Origin of the sequence: Rummeliibacillus stabekisii (genome assembly GCF_007988965.1) — a bacterium.
Taxonomy (GTDB): Bacteria; Bacillota; Bacilli; order Bacillales_A; family Planococcaceae; genus Rummeliibacillus; species Rummeliibacillus stabekisii.
Genome location: NZ_BJVD01000001.1, coordinates 615,874 through 641,640, shown reverse-complemented (window position 1 = coordinate 641,640; position 25,767 = coordinate 615,874). Strand labels below are relative to the sequence as shown.

The following is a 25,767-nucleotide window of genomic DNA, read 5'->3' as shown; positions in this document are numbered from 1 at the left end:
AATAGCACTTTAAGTAGGCGCAAAATAAAACTAATTTAACACCCGCGCTATCTGTTTTGTGTTTATAAAAAAACAATCAGTCTACAGGTAATGTAATAGACTCGATTGTTTTTTTAAGTATCAGTATATGTTTCGATAAAGACCAACAACTTTACCAAGAACAGCAACGTTTTCAACAATTATTGGCTCCATAGAGGAATTCTCTGGTTGTAAACGGAAGTGTCCCTTTTCTTTATAAAAACGTTTTACTGTTGCTTCGTTCTCCTCCGTCATAGCTACTACGATATCTCCATTATTGGCAGTTGCCTGTTGTTTGACAATCACATAGTCTCCATCGAGAATTCCTGCCTCTATCATAGATTCACCCATGATTTCGAGCATAAAAATATGGTCATCTGATCCACCGTAAGTGTCAGGAATAGGGAAGTACTCTTCAATATTTTCGATAGCGGTGATAGGTAACCCGGCAGTTACTTTCCCAACTAAAGGAACATGCATAACACCCTGTTTGGTAACATTTCCTTGATCTAAGATTTCAATAGCGCGCGGTTTTGTCGGGTCTCTGCGAATCAGCCCTTTGCTTTCCAATCTATTCAAATGGCCGTGGACAGTTGAACTGGAAGCTAAACCTACTGCTTCGCCTATTTCTCGTACAGAAGGCGGATATCCTTTAGTGCGTACTTCTTCTTTTATAAATTCCAATATATCATCTTGTCTTTTTGATACCTTTTTCAATTTGCTCACCCTCTTATCAGCAATTTTCTTTAATTGTTAAATGAAGTATAACATGTCTATTAAATGGATGCAAACATAGGTTCGAAATATATTTGACAAAAACGCATGTTCGTATTATATTGATTTATATAAACTACGAACAAACATTCGACGAAGGGGAGATCCTTATGAACTGGATTAAAAAAAATCGAAATACCACCTATTTATTTGCATTCATATTCGCCATTATGGTTATTCTTATGGTCATCAATCGGGATACAACTAGCTACACAAACATAGAAGTCCAAGAAGGAGATACTTTATGGTCGCTATCTGGACTTTATAAAGGGGATTTATCCAAAAGTGAGTGGGTTTCTTTAGTGAAAGATAAAAACAATATTATTGACGGACGCATTATAGCTGGTCATACTTTATCTATTCCTGCATACAAAAAAACTAGCACAAATAAAAGAGGAATAGAGTTGGCGAGTGAAAATGAATAGAGTGAAAGAAGCAGTATTATATTGCCGTGTGAGTACAGAAAAAGAATCCCAAGATTCTTCGCTAGAACGGCAAGAAAGTGAACTAAAAGAGTTTGCCAAAACAAAAGGCTATAATGTTATGAGTGTATTTAAAGATCGACATAGCGGCTATGACGTAGAACGCGAGGGACTCATGGATTTGCTGGATTATATTAAAGAACAACATATTACAGCATTGTTTGTGCAGGATGAAACGCGATTAGGACGAGGGAATGGTCGCATGGCCGTATTACATCTACTTAATAAAATGGAAGTGACTATTTTTACGCTTAATAATGCAGGCAATATCCAGCTGAATGAAATGGATACAATGTTGCTTGAAATATTGGCACTAGTAGAGGAATATCAAAGGAAATTACATAATGCCAAAATACGTCGTGGGATGAAAAGGGCTGTACAAAACGGCTATAGGCCTGAAAATAACTTAAAGGATCGGGGCAATCCAGAAGGTAGAGAAAGAATTGATGCTCCGATTGAACAGATTATTCAATTGAGAAATAAAGGGCTAACATTTGAAGAAATCACTTCTACTCTAAATGGATTGGGCTTCCAACTTAGCAAAGCAACAGTACATAGACGCTATAAAGAATTCGAAGAGCACAATAATTAATTGTAAACTGTCGAAAAGTTTACTTTCGAATACAGGTTGGCTTGATATGCAAATAATGCTTAACGCTTGCACTTAAAACATATTTTACATACTCTTTAAGATATGAAGAATATGAAAGGGTGTATATAAATGTTGCCAAAAGAAAAGATTGACCGTATTAATTTCCTGTCTAGAAAATCAAAAGCAGAAGGACTAAGTGTCGAGGAAGCGAAAGAACAAACAGCACTTCGAAAAGAATATCTGGATACATTCCGTAATTCCATGAGAGACACCATTGAGCATGTCCGAGTATTTGATCCAAATGGCGATGAAGTAACACCGGAAAAGGTAAAGGAAATTCAAAAACGAAATAATCCTTTAAATTAATAAGGTAAAGTAAATGTCGAAAAAATATTGTTTTCTGACATAATGTTGACTAAACTGTAATAGAATAATACTTTGCTTTCAGAAAGGATGTCTATTCATGACGCTACAAGCAGATCAGCTTGCAATTAATACAATTCGAACTTTGTCGATTGATGCAATCGAAAAAGCAAATTCTGGTCATCCAGGTTTACCAATGGGTGCAGCACCAATGGCTTACACGCTATGGACAAAACAAATGCAACATAATCCAAAAAATCCAAAATGGTTTAACCGTGACAGATTTGTATTGTCAGCAGGACATGGTTCAATGTTATTATACAGCCTACTTCATTTAGGTGGTTATGACTTACCGATGGATGAAATTAAAAACTTCCGTCAATGGAATTCATTAACTCCTGGTCATCCTGAATTTGGGCACACTGCTGGAGTAGAAGCGACAACTGGTCCACTGGGGCAAGGGATTGCTATGGCTGTTGGTATGGCGATGGCTGAAGCACATTTAGCAGGAGTATACAACACACCAGAACATTCTATTGTAGATCATTATACATTCGCGCTTTGCGGAGATGGAGATTTAATGGAAGGTGTATCTGCAGAAGCAGCTTCACTTGCTGGCCATTTGCAATTAGATAAACTAATTGTCTTATACGATAGTAATGATATTTCATTAGATGGTGATTTGAATAAATCATTCTCAGATAATACAGCTGAACGTTTTAAAGCATATGGCTGGAATTATATCTTGGTTGACGATGGCAATGATATTGAAGCTATTAATTCAGCAATCGAAAAAGCAAAAACTCATAAAGGACAACCTACATTAATTGAGATTAAAACAGTTATTGGCTTTGGTTCTCCTAACAAATCAGGTAAATCATCATCTCACGGTGCACCGCTTGGCGTTGATGAAGTTCTACTAACAAAACAAGCTTATCAATGGGAAAATGAAGATTTCTTCGTTCCTGAGGAAGTATACGAAACATTTAAAGAAGCAGCGAAAATTCAAGGGGAAGAAGCTGAATCTGTATGGAACGAACAATTCCAAGCATACAAACAAGCATACCCAGAACTTTCTGCACAGCTAGAAAAAGCAATTAATGGAGAGCTGCCTGAAGACTTTGACGCAGAAATCAAAGCTTTCGAGCCAGGCAAATCGGTAGCTACACGTTCATCATCAGGTGATGTGATTAATGCGTTAGCTAAGAAATTGCCTTCTTTCTTTGGAGGAAGTGCTGACTTAGCTGGCTCTAATAAAACTACTATTAAGGATGCAGGAGATTTCTCTGCAACTGAACGAGCTGGACGTAATATTTGGTTCGGTGTTCGTGAGTTCGCAATGGGTGCTGCATTAAATGGTATGGCTTTGCATGGCGGTCTTCACGTGTTTGGTGGAACATTCTTTGTCTTCTCTGACTATGTGCGCCCTGCCGTACGTTTATCTGCACTTATGGGACTTCCTGTGACATATGTGTTTACACATGATTCTATTGCTGTTGGTGAAGACGGTCCAACACATGAGCCAATTGAACATTTAGCAGCATTGCGTGCGATGCCGAACCTCTCTGTTATCCGTCCGGCTGATGCTAACGAATCTGCCGCTGCATGGAAGCTTGCAGTATCATCTAAAAATAAACCTACTGCTTTAGTGTTGTCACGACAAAACCTGCCAGTGCTTGATGTAGATGTGAATGCAATCTATACAGGCGTTGAAAAAGGTGCTTATGTTGTTGAAAAGGCAGACAAAGAAGTGGCTGATGCATTGCTATTAGCAACCGGTTCTGAAGTACAGTTAGCTGTTGCTGCTAAAAAAGCATTAGCTGGTGAAGGAATCGATGTTACAGTTGTATCAATGCCAGATCTAGGTCGTTTCGACGAACAAGATGCAGCCTATAAAGAAAGCGTATTGCCTAAAAACGTAACAAAACGATTAGCAATTGAAATGGCTTCTTCATTTGGTTGGCATAAATATGTTGGTTTTGAAGGTGATGTTTTAGCTATTGACCGATTCGGAGCTAGTGCACCTGGAGAAACAGTAATCGAAGAATATGGCTTTACAGTAAACAACGTAGTAGAGAAAGTTAAAGCTTTAATGGCAAAATAAATAGAAATACCAAAAAGTAGAGGGAATATGCCTCTACTTTTTGTTTTTTGACAAAGAAAGTGGGGTATTTACAGTTTAAATTGACAAAATATTCACTTGATTGAAGGTATACTTAGTAGAAAGAAAGGGGCGGCTTAAAAATGCGTGTTTACTCAATCTTTCATATTAAACCAAAACATCAATCATTTATATATGGTAGAGAACGTCTTCTATTCGAATTAATTAATGGGGTCAAAACGAACCAAAATAATTTTTATCCTTCACAGGAATTAGCTTATTTATGTGAGACATTGCCTGTTGAGGATATTGAAACTAGCATAGAAAAACATTTACATACTAGTTTTTCTGCTATTAATATTAAAAACCATGAAATCTATTTAAGTAATCAATTCAAAGGGGATCTTCACATAGAAATTCAGCCATACTATCTAAATGTTTATTGTATTGGCTCCCGTATGTTAGAGTTAGATTTATTTGCAACATTATCAAAAATTAGCTCTGGTTTTATTGGCTTCAATAAGGGCGAAATGGAATGTGGCTGGTTAAAACCTCCAAAATTTTCTGTTCTGGCAGAAAGTTAACAGTGCCTCTTTACTAGAAGGAGAAAGACTCGGTCACCAAAAATAAGAGAAATAGTAGTGTCGATGACATTTTTGTTGTATAATCCTCTTTGGAGAGATATTCTCGTATGCACAATTTAGAGGAGGAAATTAGTTGAATACTGGACTAGCGATTACATTAATTATTGTAGCGTTAATTATTGGTTTAGTTGGCGGATTCTTTATTGCAAGACAATATATGATGAAATACCTGAAAGAAAACCCACCAATCAATGAACAAATGTTACGTATGATGATGACTCAAATGGGTAGAAAGCCATCAGAAAAACAAATTAAACAAATGATGAACCAAATGAATAAAGTAAACAATAAATAAGAAACAGCACTCCAATGAGTGCTGTTTTTTATGTTTCTTGTTCATTTGTAATATATTTTTCGATAAATGTATGCACAGCTTTTTCATACTCATCTGGATTTTCATTAAATGATTGTGCATGTGCCCCATGTTCAAATAACTTTAGCATTTTGGGGCCTTTTTTTAATTGATATAACTCAATCGTCATGTCTGGCAAAATAAAGTCGTCTGGAAGGCTATGAATGAACAGGACAGGTTTTGTAATATTAGGAATGGCTGTTCTCGGAGCAACATTTTTCAACCAGTAGCCATCTCGAAGACGTAAAAAAATCTCAGCAAGTTTTATAGCTAAAGGACTTTTTAATGGAGTTTTTTTCTTCATTAAATACAAAAGCTGTTCATAGAAATCTGAGTACGGGCAATCAGCAATATAAAAATCCGCTCTATCTTCCAGTATACCGGCATATAAAAGGGTGGTAGCTGCGCCCATTGATTCACCATGAACGCCGATAATGGATTCGTACCCTAATTGTTCTTTTATATAATGTAGCACAGCTTCTAAATCGAATTTCTCATAAAAGCCATAACTTGTGGTCTTTCCTCCTGATTCTCCGTGTCTCCGATGATCATAAACAATGGTATTGAAGCCCAATCGTTCAAAAAGTCTTACATACTTTACTGAGTTTACCTTATTTTCCGTGACCCCGTGACAAATTATCATTGTCTTCTTTGTCTGTAGGGGCTTAAAATAGATTCCTTTTATGACGTAACCATTTGGAGAAGAAATTATAATATCTTCTTTTTCTACTCTATTGAACCATTTTTCGTCGTAGCGTAAAGCTTTTTTTTCTCTTTCTAAAATAAACAAGTCATCTTTTTTCTTTATATAAATGAGTTGGCTTGAAACTAGGTAACCAGCTAATGAAAGGATGCCGCCAAAAATGCCTGTCACTAACCCGAAAATCCAAAAAAACTTCTTTTTCATCGACACCCCTGCTTCCAATATAGATTTTTACATTCCTGCCATAAAGATTTGTTTGCAATGAATCAAATCCCTCGTTTTTCTGAAGTCTTTTACTTTTAATATTTGTATTGCTTTATAATATAATATGAGTTGACTTGGATTTTTGATAAAGTGAAATGGAATTTGAAAGGAATTTTGTAAATGGCTAAGAAAAGAAAAAACCAAAATATATCTTCTCAAAAAGAGCAAAAAGATGAAAAGCTTACATTGCAAGATCAATTAAACGGAGATGTATTGGAAAAGTTAAAGCTAGCGAAAAAGGAACTTGTGGCAAAAGAGCAACAGGTACAAGAAGAAAAAGCAGCACAATTAGCATTTGAGCGCAAGCAACGAGAGAAGAATAAATCCTTTGCGGAATTATTAGATGAATATGGAGACAGAGGTTCCAAATTTTAAAGGTTAAAAGCCGCGAATAGTATTGCATCAAAAAGATAGACATACTTTGTCCTATCCTTAAATGCAACTATTCGCGGCTTTTATAATCCAGCTGATGGCTGAATAAGAAAATTTAGATGAAATAATCTCCTAAGTGAGGTGACTATACTTTATAGTCGATGTTCTGTATATTGGTCTAGCTTTGTTAATTCGACTAAATTACTATCATTGGAATGGTCAATTTGATTATAGGCTTGAATAGTTGCTGCAATTTGTTCTCGTGTGCTTGCTCCAATAATAGCAGAGGCAATTTCTTTATGCTGGAGAACACTTTGCAAGGCGGTCACATGAACTGAAGTGGCCGCATTCGCCAAATTAGTTAAGGTAGCTTGTAGTTCTTCTTGTGAGTATGTCAGATAACCATTGGTCTTTTGAACCCTATTTTTCCAATCATCCGTGAGCAGTCCTTTAGCAAGAGATCCACGAGTCACTACTGAAGCGCCGAGCTCTTTAATGGAATCAAACCATTCTTCTGGGCGTCTGTCGAGCAAACTATACTGCATCATAATGGATACAGCTTTGCTCTCTTTTAAAAAGGGTATAAAAACATTTGGCCTAATAGAAGAAATACCGTATTCACGAATAATACCTTCTTGTTTCAGTTCATTGAATGTATCAATGATCTCTTCCCAATTTTCCCCTAAGGTACCACCGTGCAGCTGATATAAGTCGATATAATCTGTTTGAAGACGACTCAGACTCTCTCTGACAGCTTTTTTGATATGTTGAGCGGAAGCGTCAAAGTGCCATGAATCAGAAGAAGAATTCCATACATTTCCCACCTTTGTCGCCAGTAATATATCTTTTCGCTTTTCTTTTAGTAAATGGCCGATGGTTTCTTCATTCATGCCACGCTGATAGAGGTCAGCTGTATCAAAGTAGTTGATGCCTGCATCGATTGCGGTATCAACTATATATGATGCGTCAACACGATTTGTCGGCAAAGACATGCATCCTAGACCTATTTCTGATAATAGTAATTCACTTGCTCCTAACCGTCTTTTTTCCAAAACTATCGCCTCCTTTAAAGATAATGGTACAATGATTCATAGATAAATAACAATAGAGAGGAATTCGACAATGAAAAAATTTGAAGAAAAAACTATTTCAACAGAAGAAATTTATAAAGGACGTATTATTAATGTCCAAAAAGATGAAGTCACACTACCAAATGGCAAAACTGCTTCAAGAGAATTAGTAAAACATCCGGGAGCGGTTGCTATTATTCCTGTAACAAAAGAAGGGAAAATAGTTATGGTAGAACAATATCGTAAGCCTCTCGAACAAAGTATTATTGAGATTCCAGCTGGTAAGCTCGAGCCAGGTGAAGCTCCAGAAAAAACAGCAATGCGTGAATTGGAAGAAGAGACAGGCTACGGTGCGAAGAATTTTGAAAAAATTTATTCATTCGCCACATCTCCTGGATTTGCTGATGAAATTATCCATCTCTATGCTGCAACAGATTTATATCAAATAGAACAGCCAGCAAGCCCAGATGAAGACGAATTTGTTGAACTTATGGAAGTTTCCATTGAAGAAGCAGAGCGTTTAGTAGAGAAACAACAAATTTATGATGCGAAAACAATTCTAGCAATTATGTGGGCAAAAAATAATCTATCAAAATAAGGTATTTTTTAGAACGAGGAGCATAGGTTGTACTATTAGAAAGTAGGTGACCTAGTGAATCGTTCATTGCAACTATCGTATTTTTTTCTAATCATTTCAATTGGCTTCATTGGTGGAATTATAGCTTTTAAGATTTCAGCTCCCGAACAAACCGAATGGCTAATATCTATAATTGATCCTCGCCTTCTGTTTGAGGGTAAGCCAAAAATGTGGCAATCGCTATGGCCAGCATTTATGCCGTATCTTTTCTTAGTGTTGCTTGCTACACATCAATGGTTCCGCCATGCAACAAGATTAGTAGTCGTCTGTAAAAGCGCCTTTTTTGGTTTTTGTTCAGCTTATCTAATCGCTACTCAAAATGCTATTTGGAATTACGTTTTTTGGTGGTTTCCTATTCAATTTTTATACACTTGCTTATTATTGTTATTTTCAATTGTGCTTGTCCCTAAACCATTTTATAATTCTAGACGGCAGGGGCTTCATTGGAATCGACTCATCGCCATTGGAGTATTAGCTGCACTTATATTTGGTATTGAGCTTCTCATTATCCATTTTATGTTTTAATGATTTTTATCATTTGATATTAATTATCATTAAACAATCATTATAAGTATTTTAGTCGCTTAATCTTGTAATGAGAAATAAACTTTTGGTATAATGGTAGAAGTTTAGGGGGGCGTCATATGGAGAGCCGTATTGATCGAATTAAAAAACAATTACATGGTGCTAGCTATAAACTGACGCCACAACGAGAAGCGACGGTTAGAGTACTTTTAGAAAATGAAGAAGATCATCTAAGTGCTGAGGATGTTTACCTATTAGTAAAGGAGAAAGCACCGGAAATCGGTCTAGCAACTGTGTACCGTACATTAGAGTTGCTGACAGAGCTGAAAATTGTCGATAAGATTAATTTTGGCGATGGGGTTTCTCGTTATGATTTACGGCAAGAGGGTGCAGCTCATTTTCATCATCACCTCGTTTGTATCGAATGTGGCGCCGTTGATGAAATACAAGAAGACTTGCTTGAAGATGTTGAAGCAGTAGTTGAAAAACGGTGGAATTTCCAAATAAAGGACCATCGATTGACATTTCACGGTATATGCTGGCGTTGTACTGAAAAGCATGCCGAAGAAAAAAACAAAGAGAATGTTAACAATCCAAATAATAATGAAGATTTTTAAACAAATGGAAAGGATGGCGGAGGTGCTGTCCTTTTTTGTTTTAGGAGGATTATTGCGATGAAACAAGAAATACTAGATGCAATTGCAGATTATATTCACTTTCTAAGAGTAGAGCGCCAATTATCACAAAATACATTGCAGTCCTACGAACGAGATTTAAAAGATTATACACAGTTTTTGTTTGAGACGAGTCCGAGTCAGCTAGAGAAATTTGATGAAATTGATAAATTGCAGATTTTAAAATATTTGCAGAGTTTGCAGAGAAAAGGGATTTCAGCTAGGACCATATCAAGGCATATTTCATCCATTCGCTCATTTCATCAGTTTTTGTTAAGAGAAAAATATTCAAACAATGATCCGAGCGTACATTTAGAATTGCCTAAAATTGAGCAAAAATTGCCAAAAATATTATCAATTGAAGAAATAGATCGTCTTCTCTCTATGCCGGATCTTTCGCGGCCACAAGGTGTTAGAGATCAAGCGATGATGGAACTTTTATATGCAACTGGTATGCGTGTGAGTGAGTGTATAACACTTAATATGGAAGATATTCATTTAACCATGGGCTTTGTACGTGTTTTTGGGAAAGGCGGCAAAGAGAGGATTATTCCTCTTGGGAACTCAGCCATTAATGCATGTACGAATTATTTAAATCATGCGCGTTTTCATCTTGAGAATCCGAAGCTACGAACAGATGCGTTATTTATCAATCAGAGAGGGAAAAGGTTAACCAGGCAAGGTCTCTGGAAATTATTAAAGGGTTATGCAGAAAAAGCGAATATAACGAAAGAATTGACGCCACATATTTTACGTCATTCCTTTGCGACTCATTTAATTGAAAATGGAGCAGATTTACGTGCAGTGCAAGAAATGCTTGGACATGCTGATATCTCTACAACACAAATTTATACACATATTAGCAAATCAAGGTTGTCTGAAGTATATAAACAGTTCCATCCAAGAGCATAAAATATATACATCAGATGTCTGACCTTTATTTTTTAAAATATTTTGGTAAAATAAATCTATAAACAAGGAGGGCAACATTATGACTATAAAACCGTTTAAACGCATTCACCTTATCGTCATGGATTCAGTAGGTATAGGAGAAGCGCCGGATGCAGCTAGTTTTAACGATGTTGGCGCGGATACTCTAGGACACATCGCGAAAGAAATGAAAGGGCTCACAATGCCGAATATGGAAAAGTTGGGCTATTCTAATATTCGAGGCATAATCGGCTTAGAAGATTTAGAGGGCATGAAGTCTGTTGATCAGCCTCAAGCTTTTCATGGCTATATGCAAGAGGCCTCTGTAGGTAAAGATACGATGACTGGCCACTGGGAGATCATGGGCCTAAATATTAACAAGCCATTCAAAGTGTACCCAGAAGGATTCCCTCAATCGCTTATTGATGAATTAGAAGAACGTACTGGGCGCAAAGTGCTTTGCAACAAACCAGCTTCAGGGACACAAGTCATTGAAGATTTCGGAAAAGAGCATATGGAGACAGGTGCAATTATTGTTTATACATCTGCTGACCCAGTATTGCAAATTGCTGCACATGAGGATATTATCCCGCTAGAAGAATTATACAAAATATGCGAAATTGCACGTGAAATTACGTTAAAACCTGAATATCTAGTTGGCCGTGTTATTGCACGACCTTTTGTTGGTACACCAGGCCATTTTGAACGTACTTCCAATCGTCATGATTATGCATTGAAACCATTTGGCCGTACAGTAATGAATGAATTGAAGGATGCAGGCTACGATGTCATAGCATTAGGCAAAATATCAGATATATACAATGGCGAAGGCGTTACGGAAGCTATCCGTACACAAGACAATGATGATGGAATGGATCAATTAGTGAATGTCTTGAAAAAAGACTTCCAAGGAATATCTTTCCTTAATTTGGTTGACTTTGATGCTAAATATGGCCATCGACGCGATCCTATTGGATACGGAGAAGCTCTTGAAGAATTTGACCGTCGATTAGCAGAAGCGTTGGACCTTATGAAGGAAGATGATTTACTTCTCATTACAGCAGACCATGGAAACGACCCTACTTTCCCTGGAACAGACCATACGCGCGAATTTGTTCCACTAATTGCTTATTCGCCTCGATTGAAAGAAGGTAAAGAACTACCAAAGACAGAAACATTCGCTGCTATTGGAGCGACTATTGCTGAGAACTTTGGTGTCAAAATGCCTGAATTCGGCACAAGCTTTTTACAACTTTTAAAATAAGTGAGGGATCCATCCATGAGAATGGTAGACATTATCGAAAAAAAACGTGAGGGACAAGAACTTACGACAGAAGAAATTCGCTTCTTTATCCAAGGCTATACAGACGGGTCTATCCCTGATTACCAAGCGAGTAGCTTGTTGATGGCAACCTATTTCCAAGATATGAGTGAGCGTGAAAGAGCGGATCTAACAATGGCTATGGTGGAGTCGGGCGACCAAATCGACTTGTCCGATATAGAAGGAATAAAAGTAGATAAGCATTCGACAGGTGGTGTTGGAGATACAACTACACTTGTTCTAGGACCACTAGTAGCTGCTGTAGGCGTTCCTGTGGCAAAAATGAGCGGACGCGGTTTAGGCCATACGGGCGGAACGATTGATAAATTAGAAGCAATCGATGGATTCCATGTTGAATTATCAACTGAACAATTTGCAGAACAAGTAAACCGAATCAAGCTAGCCGTCATTGGCCAAAGCGGGAACTTAACTCCAGCTGATAAAAAGCTTTACGCACTACGTGACGTTACAGCAACTGTATCAAGCATTCCCCTAATTGCAAGCTCAATTATGAGTAAAAAGATTGCGGCTGGAGCAGATGCTATTGTATTAGATGTTAAAACAGGTGATGGCGCCTTTATGAAAACGGTTGAAGATTCTAAGAAATTGGCGCATGCAATGGTTCAAATAGGAAAAAATGTTGGACGTAATACAATGGCGATTATTTCGGACATGAACCAGCCTCTAGGCTATGCAATAGGCAATGCATTAGAAGTCAAAGAAGCGATCGATACATTGCGTGGGGAAGGACCTGAAGATCTTACAGAGCTTTGCCTGACACTTGGTTCTCAAATGGTTGTACTTGGTAATAAAGCGAAAACTATCGAGGAAGCAAGAATACAGCTCGAAGAAGTTATTCAAAACGGCAAAGCTTTAGAAGTTTTCAAAGAGTTTATTGAAAGCCAAGGGGGCAATCCGAGTGTAGTGGACGACCCTTCCCTGTTGCCGCAAGCAAAATATACGTTTGAGGTACCTGCAAGAGAGCAAGGTTATGTAAGTCATATTGTAGCAGACGAGATTGGTACTGCTGCAATGTTACTGGGTGCTGGGCGTGCTACTAAAGATTCTGTTATTGACCTTGCTGTTGGTATTATATTGCATAAAAAAGTGGGCGATTCTGTAAAAGAAGGAGAATCTCTAGCTACAATTTATGCAAACCAAGAAGAAGTCAAAGAAGTGATCGAAAAGATATACGCTAATATTTCACTCTCAGAAAACGAAGTGAAAGCACCAGAATTAATTGAAGAAATCATTACTGAATAGTTTAAATTAAACCTGCATTCTATTGAATGCAGGTTTTTTCTATATCACTTTTTGACTTGAAATCAAAAATATTAATCCAACTCTTTGTGTTTAAAAGGGAAAATGGCCGTCTATAATGAGGGATGGTAGCTGTCACATTTTTTCTATTTTTAGCTTATTACTTCTTAAATTGTCATACTTAAGGAAACCTACCTTTTCATGTAGTATAGTTTCTAAAAAGGAGGTATACAAATGCAGCATCATATTGAAATTACATCAGAAAAAATAGCCATTATCAGGCTTGGGGGCGAACTCGACCACCATGCAGCTCGCCATATCCGCGAAGATATCTCTCAGGCGATCTATAGCGGTTATGTACAAGATATTATCTGGAACTTAGAAAGCCTTCAATTTATGGATAGCGCAGGCGTAGGCTTAATACTTGGGAGAATGCGAGATCTGCAAGTGCACAATGGCCGTACATTAATCATTAAACCTTCTTCTACCATGGAGAAAATATTCCAGTTCTCTGGATTAGGAAAATATATTTGGCATGACACTGAACAAGAAGCCATCCAAAGTTTAGGAGGGATTCTGCATGGATAATGAAATGACGCTATCATTCATGGCAGTAAGCGATAACGAAGCACTCGCTAGAATAGCGATAACAAGCTTTTTATCAGTACTTGATCCAACTATTGAAGAACTATCAGAAATTAAAACAGTTGTCTCAGAAGCAGTAACAAATGCGATTATTCACGGTTATGATGAAAATCCTAATGGCATTGTAACAGTACAAGCTTCAAGACATGGCCGAGAAGTAACCATAACAATTCTTGATCAAGGTATAGGAATTGAAAATGTGACACAAGCGATGGAACCGCTATATACAACAAAACCATTGCTAGAAAGGTCAGGGATGGGCTTTACCATCATGGAAAGCTTTACAGATCAATTAACTGTGCAATCAGAACTCGGGAAAGGAACGGCCGTTACTTTCAAGAAACAATTTCAACCAGTCCAAGAGCCGCTATATGTAAGGTGACAATATGACATCAAACCCGCAAGCGTCAAAAGAGTTACTAACACAAGATCGGATGCGAGAGCTTATCAAATTAGCGCAGGCAGGGGATGAAGCAGCAAGGAAAGATATGGTAGAAGGAAACACAAGACTTGTTTGGTCCATTGTTCAACGATTTGCATCACGAGGGGCAGACTTAGAAGACTTGTTTCAAATAGGTTGTATTGGCCTCATGAAATCAGTCGATAAATTTGATTTATCCTACCCGGTAAAATTTTCCACATATGCTGTTCCAATGATCATTGGGGAGATTCAACGATTTCTGCGCGATGACGGTATGGTAAAAGTGAGCCGCTCCATCCGTGAGCTTAATTTTAAAATTCGTCATGCAACAGATGACTTCCTGAAGAACAATGAAAGGCCGCCGACATTGCAAGAATTGGCGCAGCAATTAGATGTTTCTATTGATGACATCACAATGGCCAGCGACGCGCTACGAGACCCTGCTTCACTTCATGAACAAATTTTTGAAAGCGATGGGGATCCGATAAGCTTAATGGATCAAATGAAAGATGAGAGATCTGAAAAACCTTTTGAACATATTCCATTAAAAGATATGTTAGAGAGACTGGGGAAAAGAGAACAATCAGTCATCTATCTGCGCTATTACCATGATTGCACCCAAAGTGACATTGCCGAACGCTTGGGTATTTCTCAAGTGCAAGTGTCACGGCTAGAGAAGAAGATATTAGCACAGCTTAAAATTTGGTTAACAGATCAACAATACGAACAATTGGTAAAGGTGGCAGAACATGAGCAATGATACCAATAATAAAATAGTATCTTTATTTCAAAGCAACGAAGCTGCAGAAGAGTTCATGATTTCGCAGTTTGGTAAAAGTGAAAGCTATGATATCAATATGAAATATGTCCATGTGCACAACATGGACGTATTTATGATTAATATTAATGGCTTAACTGATACAGAAAATTTCACGCGTATTTTAACAGCCACACAGCCTACATCTGTCTTTGCGAAGAACCACGCTCAAGTGAAAAAAGAAGATGCTCCAGAATTAGATGCTAATAAGAAAGATGAAAAAGTGGATTCAAGCAAAGAAGAGAAATTAAGTGTAGAAGCAAAGTACTTCTTTGAATGTTTTCCTTATTTTGCTTGGGAAATGCAAACATCTAAGGACAAATTGTTGGCTGCAATCTTAAGTGGGCAAGTCGCGTTTATCACACCCTCTGGTATAGCATTTGTTGCTGATTTAAGAAGTTATCCTGGTAGACAGCCAGAAGAACCAGATAATGAAAAGGTAATACGTGGCTCTAGAGATGGCTTTACAGAAAATATAGTTTTGAATACGGCATTGATTAGAAGGCGAATTCGTGACACTTCTTTAAGGTTCGAGCTTCACCAAGAAACAGCTCGAAGCAAAATGGATATAGCTATTGTTTATATTAAAGAACTTGTTAATGATGAGCATCTCCATTATGTAAGAGAGAGGATTAAAGCGATTCATCATGACGGCATGACCATGTCGGATAAATCACTAGAAGAATGGCTGATTAAGCAACGTTATCATCCGCTTCCATTTGTCCGATACAGTGAAAGGCCGGATATTGTAGCTGCGCATGTTTTAGAAGGCCATATCGCCATTGTAGTAGACACATCACCATCTGTTATATTGGTCCCAATTACAATGTTTCATCATTTGCAACATGCTGAAGAATATAGACAAGCGCCAGCCATTGGTACAATGCTTAGATTTTTGCGCTTCTTTGGCGTATTTTTAAGTTTCTTTTTGCTTCCTCTATGGTTTTTACTAGTCAAACATCCTGAATTTATCCCGCAATCAATTGATTTTATTGGCATTAACAAAAAAACCTCAGTTCCTCTCCTCGTCCAAATATTAACTGCAGACATAGGCGTCGAATTTTTAAGGATTGCCGCGATTCATACTCCAACTCCTTTATCCACTGCCATGGGACTTATTTCAGGGATTATCATAGGTCAAATTGCAATCGATGTCGGCTTATTCTCAGCTGAGGTTGTTCTCTATACGGCTATTTCGGCCATTTTCACCTTTGCTATTCCTTCTTATGAGCTAAGTATATCGATAAAAATATTTAGAACTATCTTGCTCTTATTAACAGCAGCATTAGGATTAAATGGTTTCTTTATAGGATTATTCCTACTTGTTTGGTACATGGTCTCTCTAAAACCGATGAAGGTGCCTTATCTATGGCCGCTCATTCCATTTTTCCCAGTTGGTTTTGCCCATGTATTAATTCGTTTCCCAATGACTAACGACGCTCCTCGTCCGTATATTGTTGGAGCAAAAGACAGAAAGCGAAACTAACAACGCATTGCATCTCTCTTCCTATCATGGTAAAGTTCATTATAAAGAAAATTCGGTTTATTCATGATAGGAGAGATTTGATGTTTTTATATGGAACGCAAGCAATTAATGAATTAGGCCATTTAACAATTGGAGATATAGATACGGTAGATCTTGCAAAAAAATATGGGACTCCCCTTTTCGTGTATGACCTCGAGTTATTTTACAAAAGGGCAAAGAGTTTTATCGATACTTTCGAGAAAGCTTCTGTGAAAGCACAAGTGTGTTATGCAAGCAAAGCGTTTTCAAGTATCGCCATCTATCAGGCTGCAGCAGAAGCAGGCTTATCGATAGATGTCGTTTCAGGAGGCGAGCTATACACAGCATTACAGGCAGGAATTCCTAGCAATCGAATTCACTTTCATGGAAATAATAAAAGTTTGGAAGAATTAGAGCTTGCTTTTAATGAAAGAATTGGCTGTATTGTCATTGACAACTTTAGAGAAATTCAATTACTAAAAGAACTAGCTGCGCGTAAAGAGCAGAAAATGGACGTAATTCTTCGGGTTACGCCGGGGATTGAAGCACATACCCATGATTTTATTACGACAGGACAAGCAGATTCGAAATTTGGCTTTGACTTGAACAATGGGCAAGCAGACAGAGCATTTAAAGAGCTGCAGCACGATCCTTTTCTAAAACTACAAGGTCTCCACTGTCATATTGGCTCACAAATTTTTGACAGTACAGCATTCAGGTTGGCTGCCATTAGATTAATAGAAAAAATTAGTAAATGGCATAACGAGGAAGACTATGAGATTAACGTGCTTAATTTAGGCGGTGGCTTTGGTATTCGATATACGGAAGACGACGAGCCATTAGAGCCAAATATCTATGTAGAAGAATTAATTCAAACAGTATCAGAAGAAATCAAAAGGCACAATTTAAGCATGCCTGAAATTTGGATTGAGCCAGGTCGCTCCCTAGTAGGCGAAGCTGGAACAACTTTATATACTATAGGTTCACAAAAAGTGGTTCCCGATACACGAAAGTACTTAGCAGTTGATGGTGGAATGTCCGATAATATCCGTCCAGCTCTATATGGAGCGAAGTATGAAGCGGCCATTGCTAATAAGATTTTACAGAAACCTGCTGAGTTTTACACGATAGCTGGTAAGTTATGCGAATCTGGTGATAAACTGATTGAGCATATACAATTGCCAGAGGCTGAGCCTAATGATATTCTTGCTATATTTTGCACGGGGGCTTACGGGTACTCAATGGCCAGCAACTATAATCGAATTCCCCGGCCTGCGGTAGTATTTGTAGAAGAGGGAAGACATCAGTTGGCAATCAAGCGTGAAACATATGAGGATATTGTAAGGTTAGACCTTCCTTTGACAATTGGAAGGAGGTAAAAGCTATCGTGAGAAGAAGCAATATTATTTTATTAATATCTTTTATTTTAATGGCTGTGATTTGGGGAGTAATCTATTGGTTTTTTGTAGCACCTGATTCCCTTACCAAATAACGGAAGAATATTTGCGCATTTATTTATTTTCGTGTAGGATATTCAAAGAGACTTAAAGGCAAAAAGAAGAGGGATCTAATACATGTTATGTCGTTATAAAAAAGCAAACGAAAAAATTGCAATGGGGCTTTTGTCCTTTATGCCAGAACATAAAGACGTGAAAAAATTGCAAGAGACGATTTGTCAATATAACTCTGATCCAAACTGGCAACTATATTTGTGGAAACAAGACGATGATTATATTGGTCTTGTAGGAGTCGAAATTAAAGATAATAAATGGATTGTTAGGCATATTTCCGTTGATCCTTCTCATCGTGGAGAAGGCGTTGGAGTCGAAATGATTCGAAAGCTTTATGAAATGGATGTTTGTGGCTCTATTGCCGCTGATGAGTTAACAGAGCCGTTTATACAAAAATGTTTAACAATGTTGGAAGAAGCAGACGAAGAGGTTTAATGTCTGCTTCTTCTTTTTTCGTTCCGTGCACGAAGAATATCCGTACGATCTCTAAGCATATGCTTATTTTGAAGGAATTGATCATCCTGGTTTGGCAATATAGAGATGGATTCTTCTACCCTATCTTTTAAAGAAATTGATAATATATTGACTGGCCAGTTTTTAAAAGGTTCCCTAAGACTCACATTTTTTTGAGTTTGATGAATATGTTCGATTACGCTAAGAGCATCGATTTCCTTGTCATCAAAAAAAGGCGAGTGAAGGGAATTGCGAAGAGTTAGCTCTGCTTTTTTTAAAATAGTATCAGCACCTTTGTAATTGCCTCGCCTATAATGATATAAGCCAGTAGCTAATTGGATCCAGCCAGTTAGTGGATGCAATTTATCCCGTGGAGCTACATACTTCCAGTACTCCTCTAGAACTTCATGGCATTCAAAATAATCTTGGTTGCCATTAAAGTATGCAAGAAATTGAATAAATAAAGGATGATGCATAGGATGCATTTTGCTCACCTTTCCTCTATACTAAATTTTAAAGAAAAATTGTCAGGTGGTAAGATATGTCATACGAAGTGAAGTTAGAGGCTTTTGAAGGCCCTCTTGATTTATTATTGCACTTAATTCATCGTTTGGAAATTGATATATATGATATACCGATGGCTGAGCTTACTGCACAGTATATGGGCCATATTCATACGATGCAAGTTTTGGAATTGAACGAAGCAAGCGAATATTTGGTTATGGCTGCAACATTGCTCGCCATTAAAAGTAAAATGCTATTACCAATATATGAAGGGGAACTGACTGAAGAAGAGTTTGAAATTGAAGAGCAGGATCCCCGTGATGAGCTTGTAGCAAGATTAATAGAATATAGAAAATATAAAGAAGCAGCTCTTAATTTAAAAGAATTAGAAACCAGCAGAACACATTATTTTACGAGACCGCCAACAGATTTATCTGCTCTTATGCCAGAGGAACAACTTGCTTTATTTGATGCTTCAGTCAATGTCTATGATATGGTTGCGGCGTTTCAAAAAATGTTAAATAGAAAAAGATTGAAAGCTCCTTTGTCTACAAAGATAACGAAACAAGACATCACGATAAAAGCTCAAATGAAGTCTGTAATCAATGTATTAAAGTTTTCCAACGGTCGTGCAGACTTTTTTGATTTATTTCCGTCAGATGACAGAGAAACGCTTGTTATCACATTTTTATCACTTCTAGAATTGATGAAGCGGCAAATCGTGGCGATTGAACAATTGAACAACTTTGCCGATTTAACGGTGATACTACGGAAGGAAGAAATAACAGATGAGCAACTTGAATCTATTGATGAGTAAAATTGAAAGCCTACTATTTGTCATAGGTGAAGATGGACTGACAATTAAACAACTATCCATTTTACTAGAGGCTGATGAAGGTGAAATAAAATTAGCTCTTGAGCAAATGATGAAAGATTATGAAGAACAGGATAACAGGGGAATCAAACTAAAAGAATTAGCAGGAACCTTTCAGCTAATTACGAAGCCACAGCATGCTGAATTGATCCAAAAATTAGTTGAGAATCCTCCAAGCCAATCATTGTCACAAGCATCTTTAGAAGTATTAGCTATTGTTGCGTACAAGCAGCCAATAACTCGTGTAGAAATTGATGATTTAAGAGGTGTAAAAAGTGAGAGAGCGTTACATACTTTAAATGCAAGAGGTTTAATCCATGAAGTGGGAAGAGCAGAAGGGACTGGACGTGCAATATTGTATGGCACCTCGAAAGAGTTCCTAAATTATTTCGGTTTAAATGATTTATCTGAATTGCCGACTCTCCCAGAAGAAGGAATGGAAGAGCTGGATGATCAACCAGACTTATTTATGTCTAAATTCCAAGAAGCCTTCCAGGAACCTGAAACAGAATGAAGTTAAAGGAGTGACAATTTGTATCGTTGGATTATCGTAGTATTAAGTTGCCTTGTCGTTTTTATGCCATTTGAAAAAACAGCTCAAGCTGCTTCTCATTCGTATGCAGTAATTGATGCAGATACGGGAAGGCTGCTCATAGGGATGAATGAACATGAAAGACTCCCAATTGCAAGCCTTACAAAAATGTGGACAGCTTTTGTAGCAATTAAAGAAATGGATATAAATAAAACGACAACCATTTCGAAAAGAGCAACCTTGAGCGAAGGGTCTTCCATTTATTTAAAAGAGGGTGAAGAGACGAGCCTAAAAACACTGCTCAATGGCCTGCTTCTCCGTTCGGGTAATGATGCTGCCACAGCAATTGCAGAAGAAGTAGGTGGATCAGCAGAAGGCTTTGTTAAATTAATGAACGACTATGCTGTGCTCTATGATTTAACAGAAACCAGATTTGAAAACCCTTCTGGCCTTCATCATGAGAAGCACTTATCCTCTGCTTATGATACGGCCCAAATGCTTCGTATTGCGATGCAGGAGAAAAAATTCCGTAAAATTGCTACTACCAAATTCTATAAAAGTGATTTGGAAAACCCAACAGTTTGGCAAAACAAACATAAATTGTTGCACTCTAATAAATATGCGATTGCAGGTAAAACAGGTTATACAAAAGTAGCGGGACGAACACTTGCAACATATTTTGAAAAAGATGGAAAGCGCGTAATTGTTGTGACGCTAAACGAATCTAATGACTGGCAAGTGCATGCTGGATTTGCAGACACAGTTTTCAATAAATATGAACAACGTGTCTTAGCAAAAAAAGGTGTTTATCAAGTGAAAGATGATTTACAAGTTAAACTTGACCATCCTGTGTCGGCTTTGTTAACAAAAGATGAGAGCAAAAAAGTCAAATCTATTTTGCAGATGCCACGCATTGCACAGGGAGAGATTGGTGTATGGCAATTCCAGTTAAATGGAAAGCCTTTGATTGAAGAGCCTGTACAAATGATTTGGAAGTAAAAGGACTGTCCTAGTGACGGTCTTTTTCTCTTTTATTATTAGTCAAAGTATGACATAATTTTTGAAGGCTAATAGCATTAAGTTTAATGAGGTGACTAAATGGAAAGACTACAGAAAGTAATCGCACATGCGGGGATTGCTTCTAGAAGAAAAGCAGAGGAATTAATTACAGAAGGTAAAGTAAAAGTCAATGGTCAGGTCGTTCGTGAGCTCGGTATCAAAGTGTCCTCACATGATTCGATTGAAGTAGAAGGTGTAAAAATAGAAAAGGAAGAGAAAGTATATTACTTATTATATAAACCGCGTGGTGTTATTTCAGCTGTATCTGATGATAGAGGGCGCAAAACTGTTTTAGATCTTTTTCCGCAAGTGGAACAACGGATCTTTCCAGTCGGCCGTTTAGATTTTGATACATCAGGAGTTTTATTGTTAACAAACGATGGGGAATTTGCAAATCAAATGACACATCCTCGCTATAAAATTGATAAAACATATGTAGCAAAAGTGAAGGGTTTACCTCGCAGGGAAGATTTAAAAAAATTAGAACGCGGGATTGAACTAGAAGATGGCAAAACTTCTCCTGCAAAAGTGAAAGTGCTATCATCGGATAAACAGCAAAATAAGTCCATCATTGCGCTTACCATTCATGAAGGTAAAAATAGACAAGTGAAGCGTATGTTTGAAGCAATTGGATGCCCAGTTCAAAAATTAAAACGGGAGCAATTTGCATTTTTAGGTTTACATGGATTAAATGCAGGAGAATCACGCGAATTAACAGCACATGAAGTAAAACAGCTACGTGTATTGTCAGAAACAGGAAAAATCGGCTAACCAGCCGATTATCCTTCATAAAGCTTTCACAAAGACCTATATCTTACAGAACTAATTAGATTAAATTTGCTATAATGGAATAGGCTGTTTCTACTGTTAAAGGAGGCTTTCTATGCCAATGGAAAAAAAACAAAAAAGGCTGTATCTACGAATAGCCATCTTGGCTGTTCTTGTAGCTGCTATCGTTTACACTATTTATACAACAGCAAATAAGAATGATGTAAAGTTGCTTAAAGTGGGGGATGATGCTCCTAACTTCTCGCTTGTGGACTTAAATGGTAAAACACATAAGCTATCGGACTATAAGGGTCAAGGTGTCCTGTTAAATTTTTGGGGAACTTGGTGCAAACCTTGTAAAAAAGAGATGCCTGCTATAAACGATCAATATAAAGAATTTAAAGATCAAGGAATCCAAATATTGGGTATTAATATTGCTCAATCCGAACTTGAAGTAACAAGTTTTACAGACAAGCTAGGAGTTGAATTTCCAATAGTAATCGATAAAACTAGAAGTGTTATGAGAGCATACAATGTTGATCCGTTGCCAGCTACGATACTGATTAATAAAGATGGCAAAATTGAGAATATTATTACCGGGGAAATGAAAGAGAAAGAGATTAATCAATATCTAAACAGTATTAAACCATAATAAGGAGTTCTTACGGATGAAAAACATAACGTGTGAATGTGGCCATGTCAATCCTGAAGGAACACATCTGTGTGAAAAATGCGGAAGGCCGCTAACAGAAGAAGAAAAGCACGCAAAAGTCGTCGATATGAAGTATGAAGGAAGAGCCATACGTTCAAAAACATACAATAAAACAATCATCGATAAAATATGGAACTTCTTTTCTAGTGTCAAAGTCGGCGTCTCGATTATCGTCATCACACTAGTTGCTGCAGCTATCGGTACATTCTTGCCGCAAGTAATGTATGTTAATGTCATGCAAGGTGAAGATGCAAAACAGGCTTATATTGATAATTATGGAACTTTTGGTAAAATTTACTATAACTTAGGGCTGAGTGATATTTACAGTTCTTGGTGGTTTCAGACCTTAATTGGTATGCTGGCGATCTCTATTATTGCTGCAAGTATTGATAGAGGCGTGCCTCTTTACAAATCATTAAAGAATCAACGTGTAAAACGACATGAAAGTTTTATGAAACGCCAACGTATTTTTGGCGAGAAAGAAATAGCCGCGGATAAAGCGGAAGAGTCATTAAATTTAGCTGAGAAGAAAATGAAAGAGCTAAAGTATAAAGTGAGAAGAGAAGATGGAGTATTGCTCGCGGAGAAAAACCGATTTGCGCGCTCAGGTCCATATATCAATCACGTAGGGCTTATCATTTTCTTGTTCGGTGTAATGTTGCGCTTAATGCCTGGATTTTATATTGATGAGTCCTTATGGATTCGAGAAGGCGAGACAGCATCTATTCCTGGTATGGATGGTTATTATCTACATAATAATAAATTCACCTTTGAAACGTATAAAAAAGAGGAACAAAAACAAGAGTTCAATCAATCCAAAGCTGCTGTTAATTCAATAGCAAAAAATTATCAGTCAGATGTTGTGCTGTATCAATCAAAGGATGAAGGCATTGCTGGTGAGACTCAAGATATGAAGAAAGTCGCACACCATGCAATCCAAGTAAATAAACCACTGAAATACGATGGCTATGCCCTCTATCAAATGGATTTTAAATTAAACGAATTAAAAGCAATGAATTTTAATTTAGTGAATAAGAAAACAGGAAAATCTTTAGGTGAAGTAGATATTGACTTAACAGAACCGAAAAAAGAGTATGATTTAGGAAGCGGCTCAAAAGTCGAAGTTAAAGGTTACTACCCAACTTTTTCAGGTTTTGATGATGGGGAACCGCAATCTGACTCACCGCTACCTAATAATCCTGCCTTTATTTTCAAAATGTATACACCAGAGACGCCAAAGGGTGAGACAAGCTTTGTTGCAATTAAGCAAACACTTGAACCACTTGGCACAACTAAATATCAAATGAAATTCCAAAATATCGAAACTCGTAATGTTTCAGGCCTAACAATACGTAAAGATAGGACTCTCCCAATTTTAGCAATCGGTGGTATAATCTTTATGTTAGGTGTAGTAATAGGTTCATATTGGAGCCATCGTCGACTTTGGTTACAACGTACAAATGATGGTCGCCTGTTGCTTGCTGCGCATACAAATAAAAACTGGTTTAGCATGAAGAAAGATTTGGATGCGGTTACTACTTATGCCCACCTGCCTTTATGGGTTGACCAGCAAGAAGAAGATGAGAAGGAAATGGAAGAAAAGGAAGGTGACAACACCTTATGAGTTTAATTGATCTGAGCAGTACGTTATTATTTATTGCTTTTATCGCTTATTTAGTAGGTACGCTATTTTTTGGTGGAGCGGTAAAAGGCGGAAAAAAAGATGCATCCGTCTCCAATAAAAAGTGGGGAACTATCGCTATTACTGTTACAATTATTGGTTTTATTGCGAACTTAGGCTATTTCATTACTCGCTGGATTTATTCTGGACACGCGCCTGTAAGTAATATGTTTGAGTTTACGACTGCATTTGGCATGTTTGTTGTCGGTGCGTTTATTCTCATTTATTTTATTTACAAACTGCCATCACTTGGCCTTTTTGCTTTGCCAATCGCCATTTTGATTATTGCTTATGCAAGTATGTTCCCAAAAGAAGTGACGCCGTTAATCCCAGCCCTTAAAAGTTATTGGCTAACTATCCATGTTATTACGGCTGCGATGGGCGAATCCATCTTAGCCATTAGTGCTGTAGCTGGTTTGATTTATCTCATGAAGAGCGTTGATACACAAAAACGTACAAAGAGCAGCATTTGGCTAGAAATCGTCATGTATGCTGGCGTACTTGTATTAGGATTTGTGATTGTGACTACTACTTTTAAATTAATGGATTATAATGCTGATTTCACCTATGTAGATAAAAATGGCGCTACTCAAGAAATTACTTACAACACGCCGGCTCTATTCGGTATGCATGAATATGAAATGAAATCTCCAGACAAGATGAAACCTTTAGCTGCCATGCCGGCATTAGTAAATGCGAAAAAATTAACGACAGTAGTTTGGTCCATACTCTTTGGCTCAATCTTGTATATTATCATTCGTTTAATTCTTCGCAAATCCATTAGCCGTGCAATCCAACCACTTACAAAACGAGTAAATATGCAGTTGTTGGATGAAGTTGGTTATCGATCTGTACTAATTGGTTTCCCTGTCTTTTCACTTGGTGCGCTAGTCTTCGCTATGATTTGGGCACAAGAAGCTTGGTCAAGATTCTGGGGATGGGATCCTAAAGAAGTTTGGGCTCTTATTACTTGGTTATTCTATGCGGCATTTCTTCACCTGCGTTTATCTAAAGGGTGGCAAGGACAAAAATCAGCATGGCTTGCAGTAATCGGGTTTGTTATTATTATGTTCAATCTTGTAGCAGTTAACTTGATTATTGCTGGTCTACATTCATATGCTGGATAACAACTAATTAAAGCAATAAACCTAACAACTATAGTTAAATATAGTTAGATATAAGGTTAGCTTGATAATTCACAATG

The 25,767-nt window shown here is 37.4% G+C and carries 30 protein-coding genes; 26 read left to right on the top strand and 4 right to left on the bottom strand.

The window, feature by feature from the left end:
• Positions 1-120: 120 nt before the first annotated feature.
• A complete protein-coding gene (lexA, locus tag RST01_RS03270; RefSeq protein ID WP_147194027.1) occupies positions 121-735 on the bottom strand; it encodes a transcriptional repressor LexA in 615 nt (204 codons plus the stop codon).
• Between the two features lie 167 nt (positions 736-902).
• On the opposite strand from lexA, the gene yneA reads away from it, so the two are divergent.
• From yneA to RST01_RS03240, 6 genes are all read left to right on the top strand, one after another.
• The gene (yneA, locus tag RST01_RS03265; RefSeq protein ID WP_147194025.1) at positions 903-1,217 is read left to right on the top strand and encodes a cell division suppressor protein YneA; all 315 of its coding nucleotides are present in this window, start codon (positions 903-905) and stop codon (positions 1,215-1,217) included.
• On the top strand, positions 1,210-1,866 hold the full coding sequence (locus RST01_RS03260; RefSeq protein ID WP_147194023.1) for a YneB family resolvase-like protein: 657 nt from the start codon (positions 1,210-1,212) through the stop codon (positions 1,864-1,866). Before yneA ends, RST01_RS03260 begins: the two co-directional genes overlap by 8 nt.
• 129 nt (positions 1,867-1,995) lie before the next feature.
• On the top strand, positions 1,996-2,232 hold the full coding sequence (locus tag RST01_RS03255; protein WP_147194020.1) for a DUF896 domain-containing protein: 237 nt from the start codon (positions 1,996-1,998) through the stop codon (positions 2,230-2,232).
• Between the two features lie 97 nt (positions 2,233-2,329).
• Positions 2,330-4,333 carry a transketolase gene (tkt, locus tag RST01_RS03250; protein ID WP_147194018.1) on the top strand — a complete coding sequence of 668 codons (2,004 nt, stop codon included), beginning with the start codon at positions 2,330-2,332 and terminating at the stop codon, positions 4,331-4,333.
• 140 nt (positions 4,334-4,473) lie between these two features.
• Positions 4,474-4,914, top strand: a complete 441-nt coding sequence (gene sirA / locus RST01_RS03245; protein WP_066785888.1) for a sporulation inhibitor of replication protein SirA — start codon at positions 4,474-4,476, stop codon at positions 4,912-4,914.
• Between the two features lie 133 nt (positions 4,915-5,047).
• Positions 5,048-5,269 (top strand): YneF family protein, encoded by a 222-nt coding sequence (locus RST01_RS03240; RefSeq protein WP_066785889.1) that lies wholly within the window; start codon positions 5,048-5,050, stop codon positions 5,267-5,269.
• 28 nt (positions 5,270-5,297) lie between these two features.
• On the opposite strand, the gene RST01_RS03235 is transcribed toward RST01_RS03240, so the two are convergent.
• A complete protein-coding gene (locus RST01_RS03235; protein ID WP_147194016.1) occupies positions 5,298-6,233 on the bottom strand; it encodes an alpha/beta hydrolase in 936 nt (311 codons plus the stop codon).
• A gap of 180 nt (positions 6,234-6,413) precedes the next feature.
• Between RST01_RS03235 and RST01_RS03230 the strand changes: the two genes are divergently transcribed.
• Positions 6,414-6,668 (top strand): YqkE family protein, encoded by a 255-nt coding sequence (locus RST01_RS03230; protein WP_147194014.1) that lies wholly within the window; start codon positions 6,414-6,416, stop codon positions 6,666-6,668.
• 149 nt (positions 6,669-6,817) lie between these two features.
• Here the strand turns inward: RST01_RS03230 and RST01_RS03225 are convergent, their stop codons facing one another.
• A complete protein-coding gene (locus tag RST01_RS03225; protein ID WP_147194012.1) occupies positions 6,818-7,717 on the bottom strand; it encodes an aldo/keto reductase in 900 nt (299 codons plus the stop codon).
• 70 nt (positions 7,718-7,787) lie between these two features.
• On the opposite strand from RST01_RS03225, the gene RST01_RS03220 reads away from it, so the two are divergent.
• From RST01_RS03220 to RST01_RS03165, 12 genes are all read left to right on the top strand, one after another.
• On the top strand, positions 7,788-8,333 hold the full coding sequence (locus tag RST01_RS03220; RefSeq protein ID WP_147194010.1) for an NUDIX domain-containing protein: 546 nt from the start codon (positions 7,788-7,790) through the stop codon (positions 8,331-8,333).
• Between the two features lie 54 nt (positions 8,334-8,387).
• A complete protein-coding gene (locus RST01_RS03215; RefSeq protein WP_147194008.1) occupies positions 8,388-8,897 on the top strand; it encodes a hypothetical protein in 510 nt (169 codons plus the stop codon).
• Between the two features lie 119 nt (positions 8,898-9,016).
• On the top strand, positions 9,017-9,514 hold the full coding sequence (fur, locus tag RST01_RS03210; protein WP_066785913.1) for a ferric iron uptake transcriptional regulator: 498 nt from the start codon (positions 9,017-9,019) through the stop codon (positions 9,512-9,514).
• 57 nt (positions 9,515-9,571) lie between these two features.
• Positions 9,572-10,483 (top strand): site-specific tyrosine recombinase XerD, encoded by a 912-nt coding sequence (gene xerD, locus RST01_RS03205; RefSeq protein ID WP_147194006.1) that lies wholly within the window; start codon positions 9,572-9,574, stop codon positions 10,481-10,483.
• 79 nt (positions 10,484-10,562) lie between these two features.
• Positions 10,563-11,765, top strand: coding sequence for a phosphopentomutase (gene deoB / locus RST01_RS03200; protein WP_147194004.1), 1,203 nt, complete (start codon positions 10,563-10,565; stop codon positions 11,763-11,765).
• A gap of 15 nt (positions 11,766-11,780) precedes the next feature.
• Positions 11,781-13,085, top strand: a complete 1,305-nt coding sequence (locus RST01_RS03195) for a pyrimidine-nucleoside phosphorylase (RefSeq protein WP_147194002.1) — start codon at positions 11,781-11,783, stop codon at positions 13,083-13,085.
• Positions 13,086-13,316: 231 nt separating this feature from the next.
• The gene (locus RST01_RS03190) at positions 13,317-13,670 is read left to right on the top strand and encodes an STAS domain-containing protein (protein WP_066785922.1); all 354 of its coding nucleotides are present in this window, start codon (positions 13,317-13,319) and stop codon (positions 13,668-13,670) included.
• Positions 13,663-14,109: an anti-sigma F factor gene (spoIIAB, locus tag RST01_RS03185; RefSeq protein WP_066785925.1), complete on the top strand. Its 447-nt coding sequence runs from the start codon at positions 13,663-13,665 to the stop codon at positions 14,107-14,109. The genes RST01_RS03190 and spoIIAB overlap by 8 nt, the downstream gene beginning before the upstream one ends.
• Before the next feature lie 4 nt (positions 14,110-14,113).
• Positions 14,114-14,908 (top strand): SigF/SigG family RNA polymerase sporulation sigma factor, encoded by a 795-nt coding sequence (locus RST01_RS03180; RefSeq protein WP_066785928.1) that lies wholly within the window; start codon positions 14,114-14,116, stop codon positions 14,906-14,908.
• Entirely contained in the window at positions 14,898-16,451 is a 1,554-nt protein-coding gene (locus tag RST01_RS03175; RefSeq protein WP_244946635.1) for a spore germination protein, read from the top strand. The genes RST01_RS03180 and RST01_RS03175 overlap by 11 nt, the downstream gene beginning before the upstream one ends.
• A gap of 80 nt (positions 16,452-16,531) precedes the next feature.
• Positions 16,532-17,848 carry a diaminopimelate decarboxylase gene (gene lysA / locus RST01_RS03170; protein ID WP_147194000.1) on the top strand — a complete coding sequence of 439 codons (1,317 nt, stop codon included), beginning with the start codon at positions 16,532-16,534 and terminating at the stop codon, positions 17,846-17,848.
• A gap of 195 nt (positions 17,849-18,043) precedes the next feature.
• Positions 18,044-18,415, top strand: a complete 372-nt coding sequence (locus tag RST01_RS03165; RefSeq protein ID WP_066785937.1) for a GNAT family N-acetyltransferase — start codon at positions 18,044-18,046, stop codon at positions 18,413-18,415.
• Here the strand turns inward: RST01_RS03165 and RST01_RS03160 are convergent.
• The gene (locus tag RST01_RS03160) at positions 18,412-18,918 is read right to left on the bottom strand and encodes a DUF309 domain-containing protein (RefSeq protein WP_147193998.1); all 507 of its coding nucleotides are present in this window, start codon (positions 18,916-18,918) and stop codon (positions 18,412-18,414) included. The two genes, RST01_RS03165 and RST01_RS03160, sit on opposite strands and share 4 nt — an antisense overlap.
• Before the next feature lie 56 nt (positions 18,919-18,974).
• Between RST01_RS03160 and RST01_RS03155 the strand changes: the two genes are divergently transcribed.
• From RST01_RS03155 to ccsB, 7 genes are all read left to right on the top strand, one after another.
• Positions 18,975-19,754 (top strand): segregation/condensation protein A, encoded by a 780-nt coding sequence (locus tag RST01_RS03155; RefSeq protein WP_147193996.1) that lies wholly within the window; start codon positions 18,975-18,977, stop codon positions 19,752-19,754.
• Entirely contained in the window at positions 19,726-20,325 is a 600-nt protein-coding gene (gene scpB / locus RST01_RS03150) for an SMC-Scp complex subunit ScpB (RefSeq protein ID WP_147193994.1), read from the top strand. Before RST01_RS03155 ends, scpB begins: the two co-directional genes overlap by 29 nt.
• Before the next feature lie 18 nt (positions 20,326-20,343).
• Positions 20,344-21,342 carry a D-alanyl-D-alanine carboxypeptidase family protein gene (locus RST01_RS03145; RefSeq protein WP_223823522.1) on the top strand — a complete coding sequence of 333 codons (999 nt, stop codon included), beginning with the start codon at positions 20,344-20,346 and terminating at the stop codon, positions 21,340-21,342.
• Between the two features lie 99 nt (positions 21,343-21,441).
• Positions 21,442-22,173 carry a pseudouridine synthase gene (locus tag RST01_RS03140; RefSeq protein ID WP_066785957.1) on the top strand — a complete coding sequence of 244 codons (732 nt, stop codon included), beginning with the start codon at positions 21,442-21,444 and terminating at the stop codon, positions 22,171-22,173.
• A gap of 118 nt (positions 22,174-22,291) precedes the next feature.
• Positions 22,292-22,822: a thiol-disulfide oxidoreductase ResA gene (gene resA / locus RST01_RS03135; protein WP_066791844.1), complete on the top strand. Its 531-nt coding sequence runs from the start codon at positions 22,292-22,294 to the stop codon at positions 22,820-22,822.
• Positions 22,823-22,838: 16 nt separating this feature from the next.
• Positions 22,839-24,506, top strand: a complete 1,668-nt coding sequence (gene resB, locus RST01_RS03130) for a cytochrome c biogenesis protein ResB (protein ID WP_147193992.1) — start codon at positions 22,839-22,841, stop codon at positions 24,504-24,506.
• Complete coding sequence (gene ccsB, locus RST01_RS03125) at positions 24,503-25,690, top strand: c-type cytochrome biogenesis protein CcsB (protein WP_147193990.1); 1,188 nt, start codon at positions 24,503-24,505, stop codon at positions 25,688-25,690. The genes resB and ccsB overlap by 4 nt, the downstream gene beginning before the upstream one ends.
• The last annotated feature ends 77 nt before the right edge of the window (positions 25,691-25,767 follow it).

Coding starts and splice junctions, on each gene's coding strand:
- yneA (WP_147194025.1), top strand. CDS start 903: ATGAACTGGATTAAAAAAAATCGAAATACCACCTATTTATTTGCATTC.
- RST01_RS03260 (WP_147194023.1), top strand. CDS start 1,210: ATGAATAGAGTGAAAGAAGCAGTATTATATTGCCGTGTGAGTACAGAA.
- RST01_RS03255 (WP_147194020.1), top strand. CDS start 1,996: ATGTTGCCAAAAGAAAAGATTGACCGTATTAATTTCCTGTCTAGAAAA.
- tkt (WP_147194018.1), top strand. CDS start 2,330: ATGACGCTACAAGCAGATCAGCTTGCAATTAATACAATTCGAACTTTG.
- sirA (WP_066785888.1), top strand. CDS start 4,474: ATGCGTGTTTACTCAATCTTTCATATTAAACCAAAACATCAATCATTT.
- RST01_RS03235 (WP_147194016.1), bottom strand. CDS start 6,233: ATGAAAAAGAAGTTTTTTTGGATTTTCGGGTTAGTGACAGGCATTTTT.
- RST01_RS03230 (WP_147194014.1), top strand. CDS start 6,414: ATGGCTAAGAAAAGAAAAAACCAAAATATATCTTCTCAAAAAGAGCAA.
- RST01_RS03220 (WP_147194010.1), top strand. CDS start 7,788: ATGAAAAAATTTGAAGAAAAAACTATTTCAACAGAAGAAATTTATAAA.
- fur (WP_066785913.1), top strand. CDS start 9,017: ATGGAGAGCCGTATTGATCGAATTAAAAAACAATTACATGGTGCTAGC.
- xerD (WP_147194006.1), top strand. CDS start 9,572: ATGAAACAAGAAATACTAGATGCAATTGCAGATTATATTCACTTTCTA.
- deoB (WP_147194004.1), top strand. CDS start 10,563: ATGACTATAAAACCGTTTAAACGCATTCACCTTATCGTCATGGATTCA.
- RST01_RS03195 (WP_147194002.1), top strand. CDS start 11,781: ATGAGAATGGTAGACATTATCGAAAAAAAACGTGAGGGACAAGAACTT.
- RST01_RS03190 (WP_066785922.1), top strand. CDS start 13,317: ATGCAGCATCATATTGAAATTACATCAGAAAAAATAGCCATTATCAGG.
- spoIIAB (WP_066785925.1), top strand. CDS start 13,663: ATGGATAATGAAATGACGCTATCATTCATGGCAGTAAGCGATAACGAA.
- RST01_RS03180 (WP_066785928.1), top strand. CDS start 14,114: ATGACATCAAACCCGCAAGCGTCAAAAGAGTTACTAACACAAGATCGG.
- RST01_RS03175 (WP_244946635.1), top strand. CDS start 14,898: ATGAGCAATGATACCAATAATAAAATAGTATCTTTATTTCAAAGCAAC.
- lysA (WP_147194000.1), top strand. CDS start 16,532: ATGTTTTTATATGGAACGCAAGCAATTAATGAATTAGGCCATTTAACA.
- RST01_RS03165 (WP_066785937.1), top strand. CDS start 18,044: ATGTTATGTCGTTATAAAAAAGCAAACGAAAAAATTGCAATGGGGCTT.
- RST01_RS03160 (WP_147193998.1), bottom strand. CDS start 18,918: ATGCATCCTATGCATCATCCTTTATTTATTCAATTTCTTGCATACTTT.
- RST01_RS03155 (WP_147193996.1), top strand. CDS start 18,975: ATGTCATACGAAGTGAAGTTAGAGGCTTTTGAAGGCCCTCTTGATTTA.
- scpB (WP_147193994.1), top strand. CDS start 19,726: ATGAGCAACTTGAATCTATTGATGAGTAAAATTGAAAGCCTACTATTT.
- RST01_RS03140 (WP_066785957.1), top strand. CDS start 21,442: ATGGAAAGACTACAGAAAGTAATCGCACATGCGGGGATTGCTTCTAGA.
- resA (WP_066791844.1), top strand. CDS start 22,292: ATGGAAAAAAAACAAAAAAGGCTGTATCTACGAATAGCCATCTTGGCT.
- resB (WP_147193992.1), top strand. CDS start 22,839: ATGAAAAACATAACGTGTGAATGTGGCCATGTCAATCCTGAAGGAACA.
- ccsB (WP_147193990.1), top strand. CDS start 24,503: ATGAGTTTAATTGATCTGAGCAGTACGTTATTATTTATTGCTTTTATC.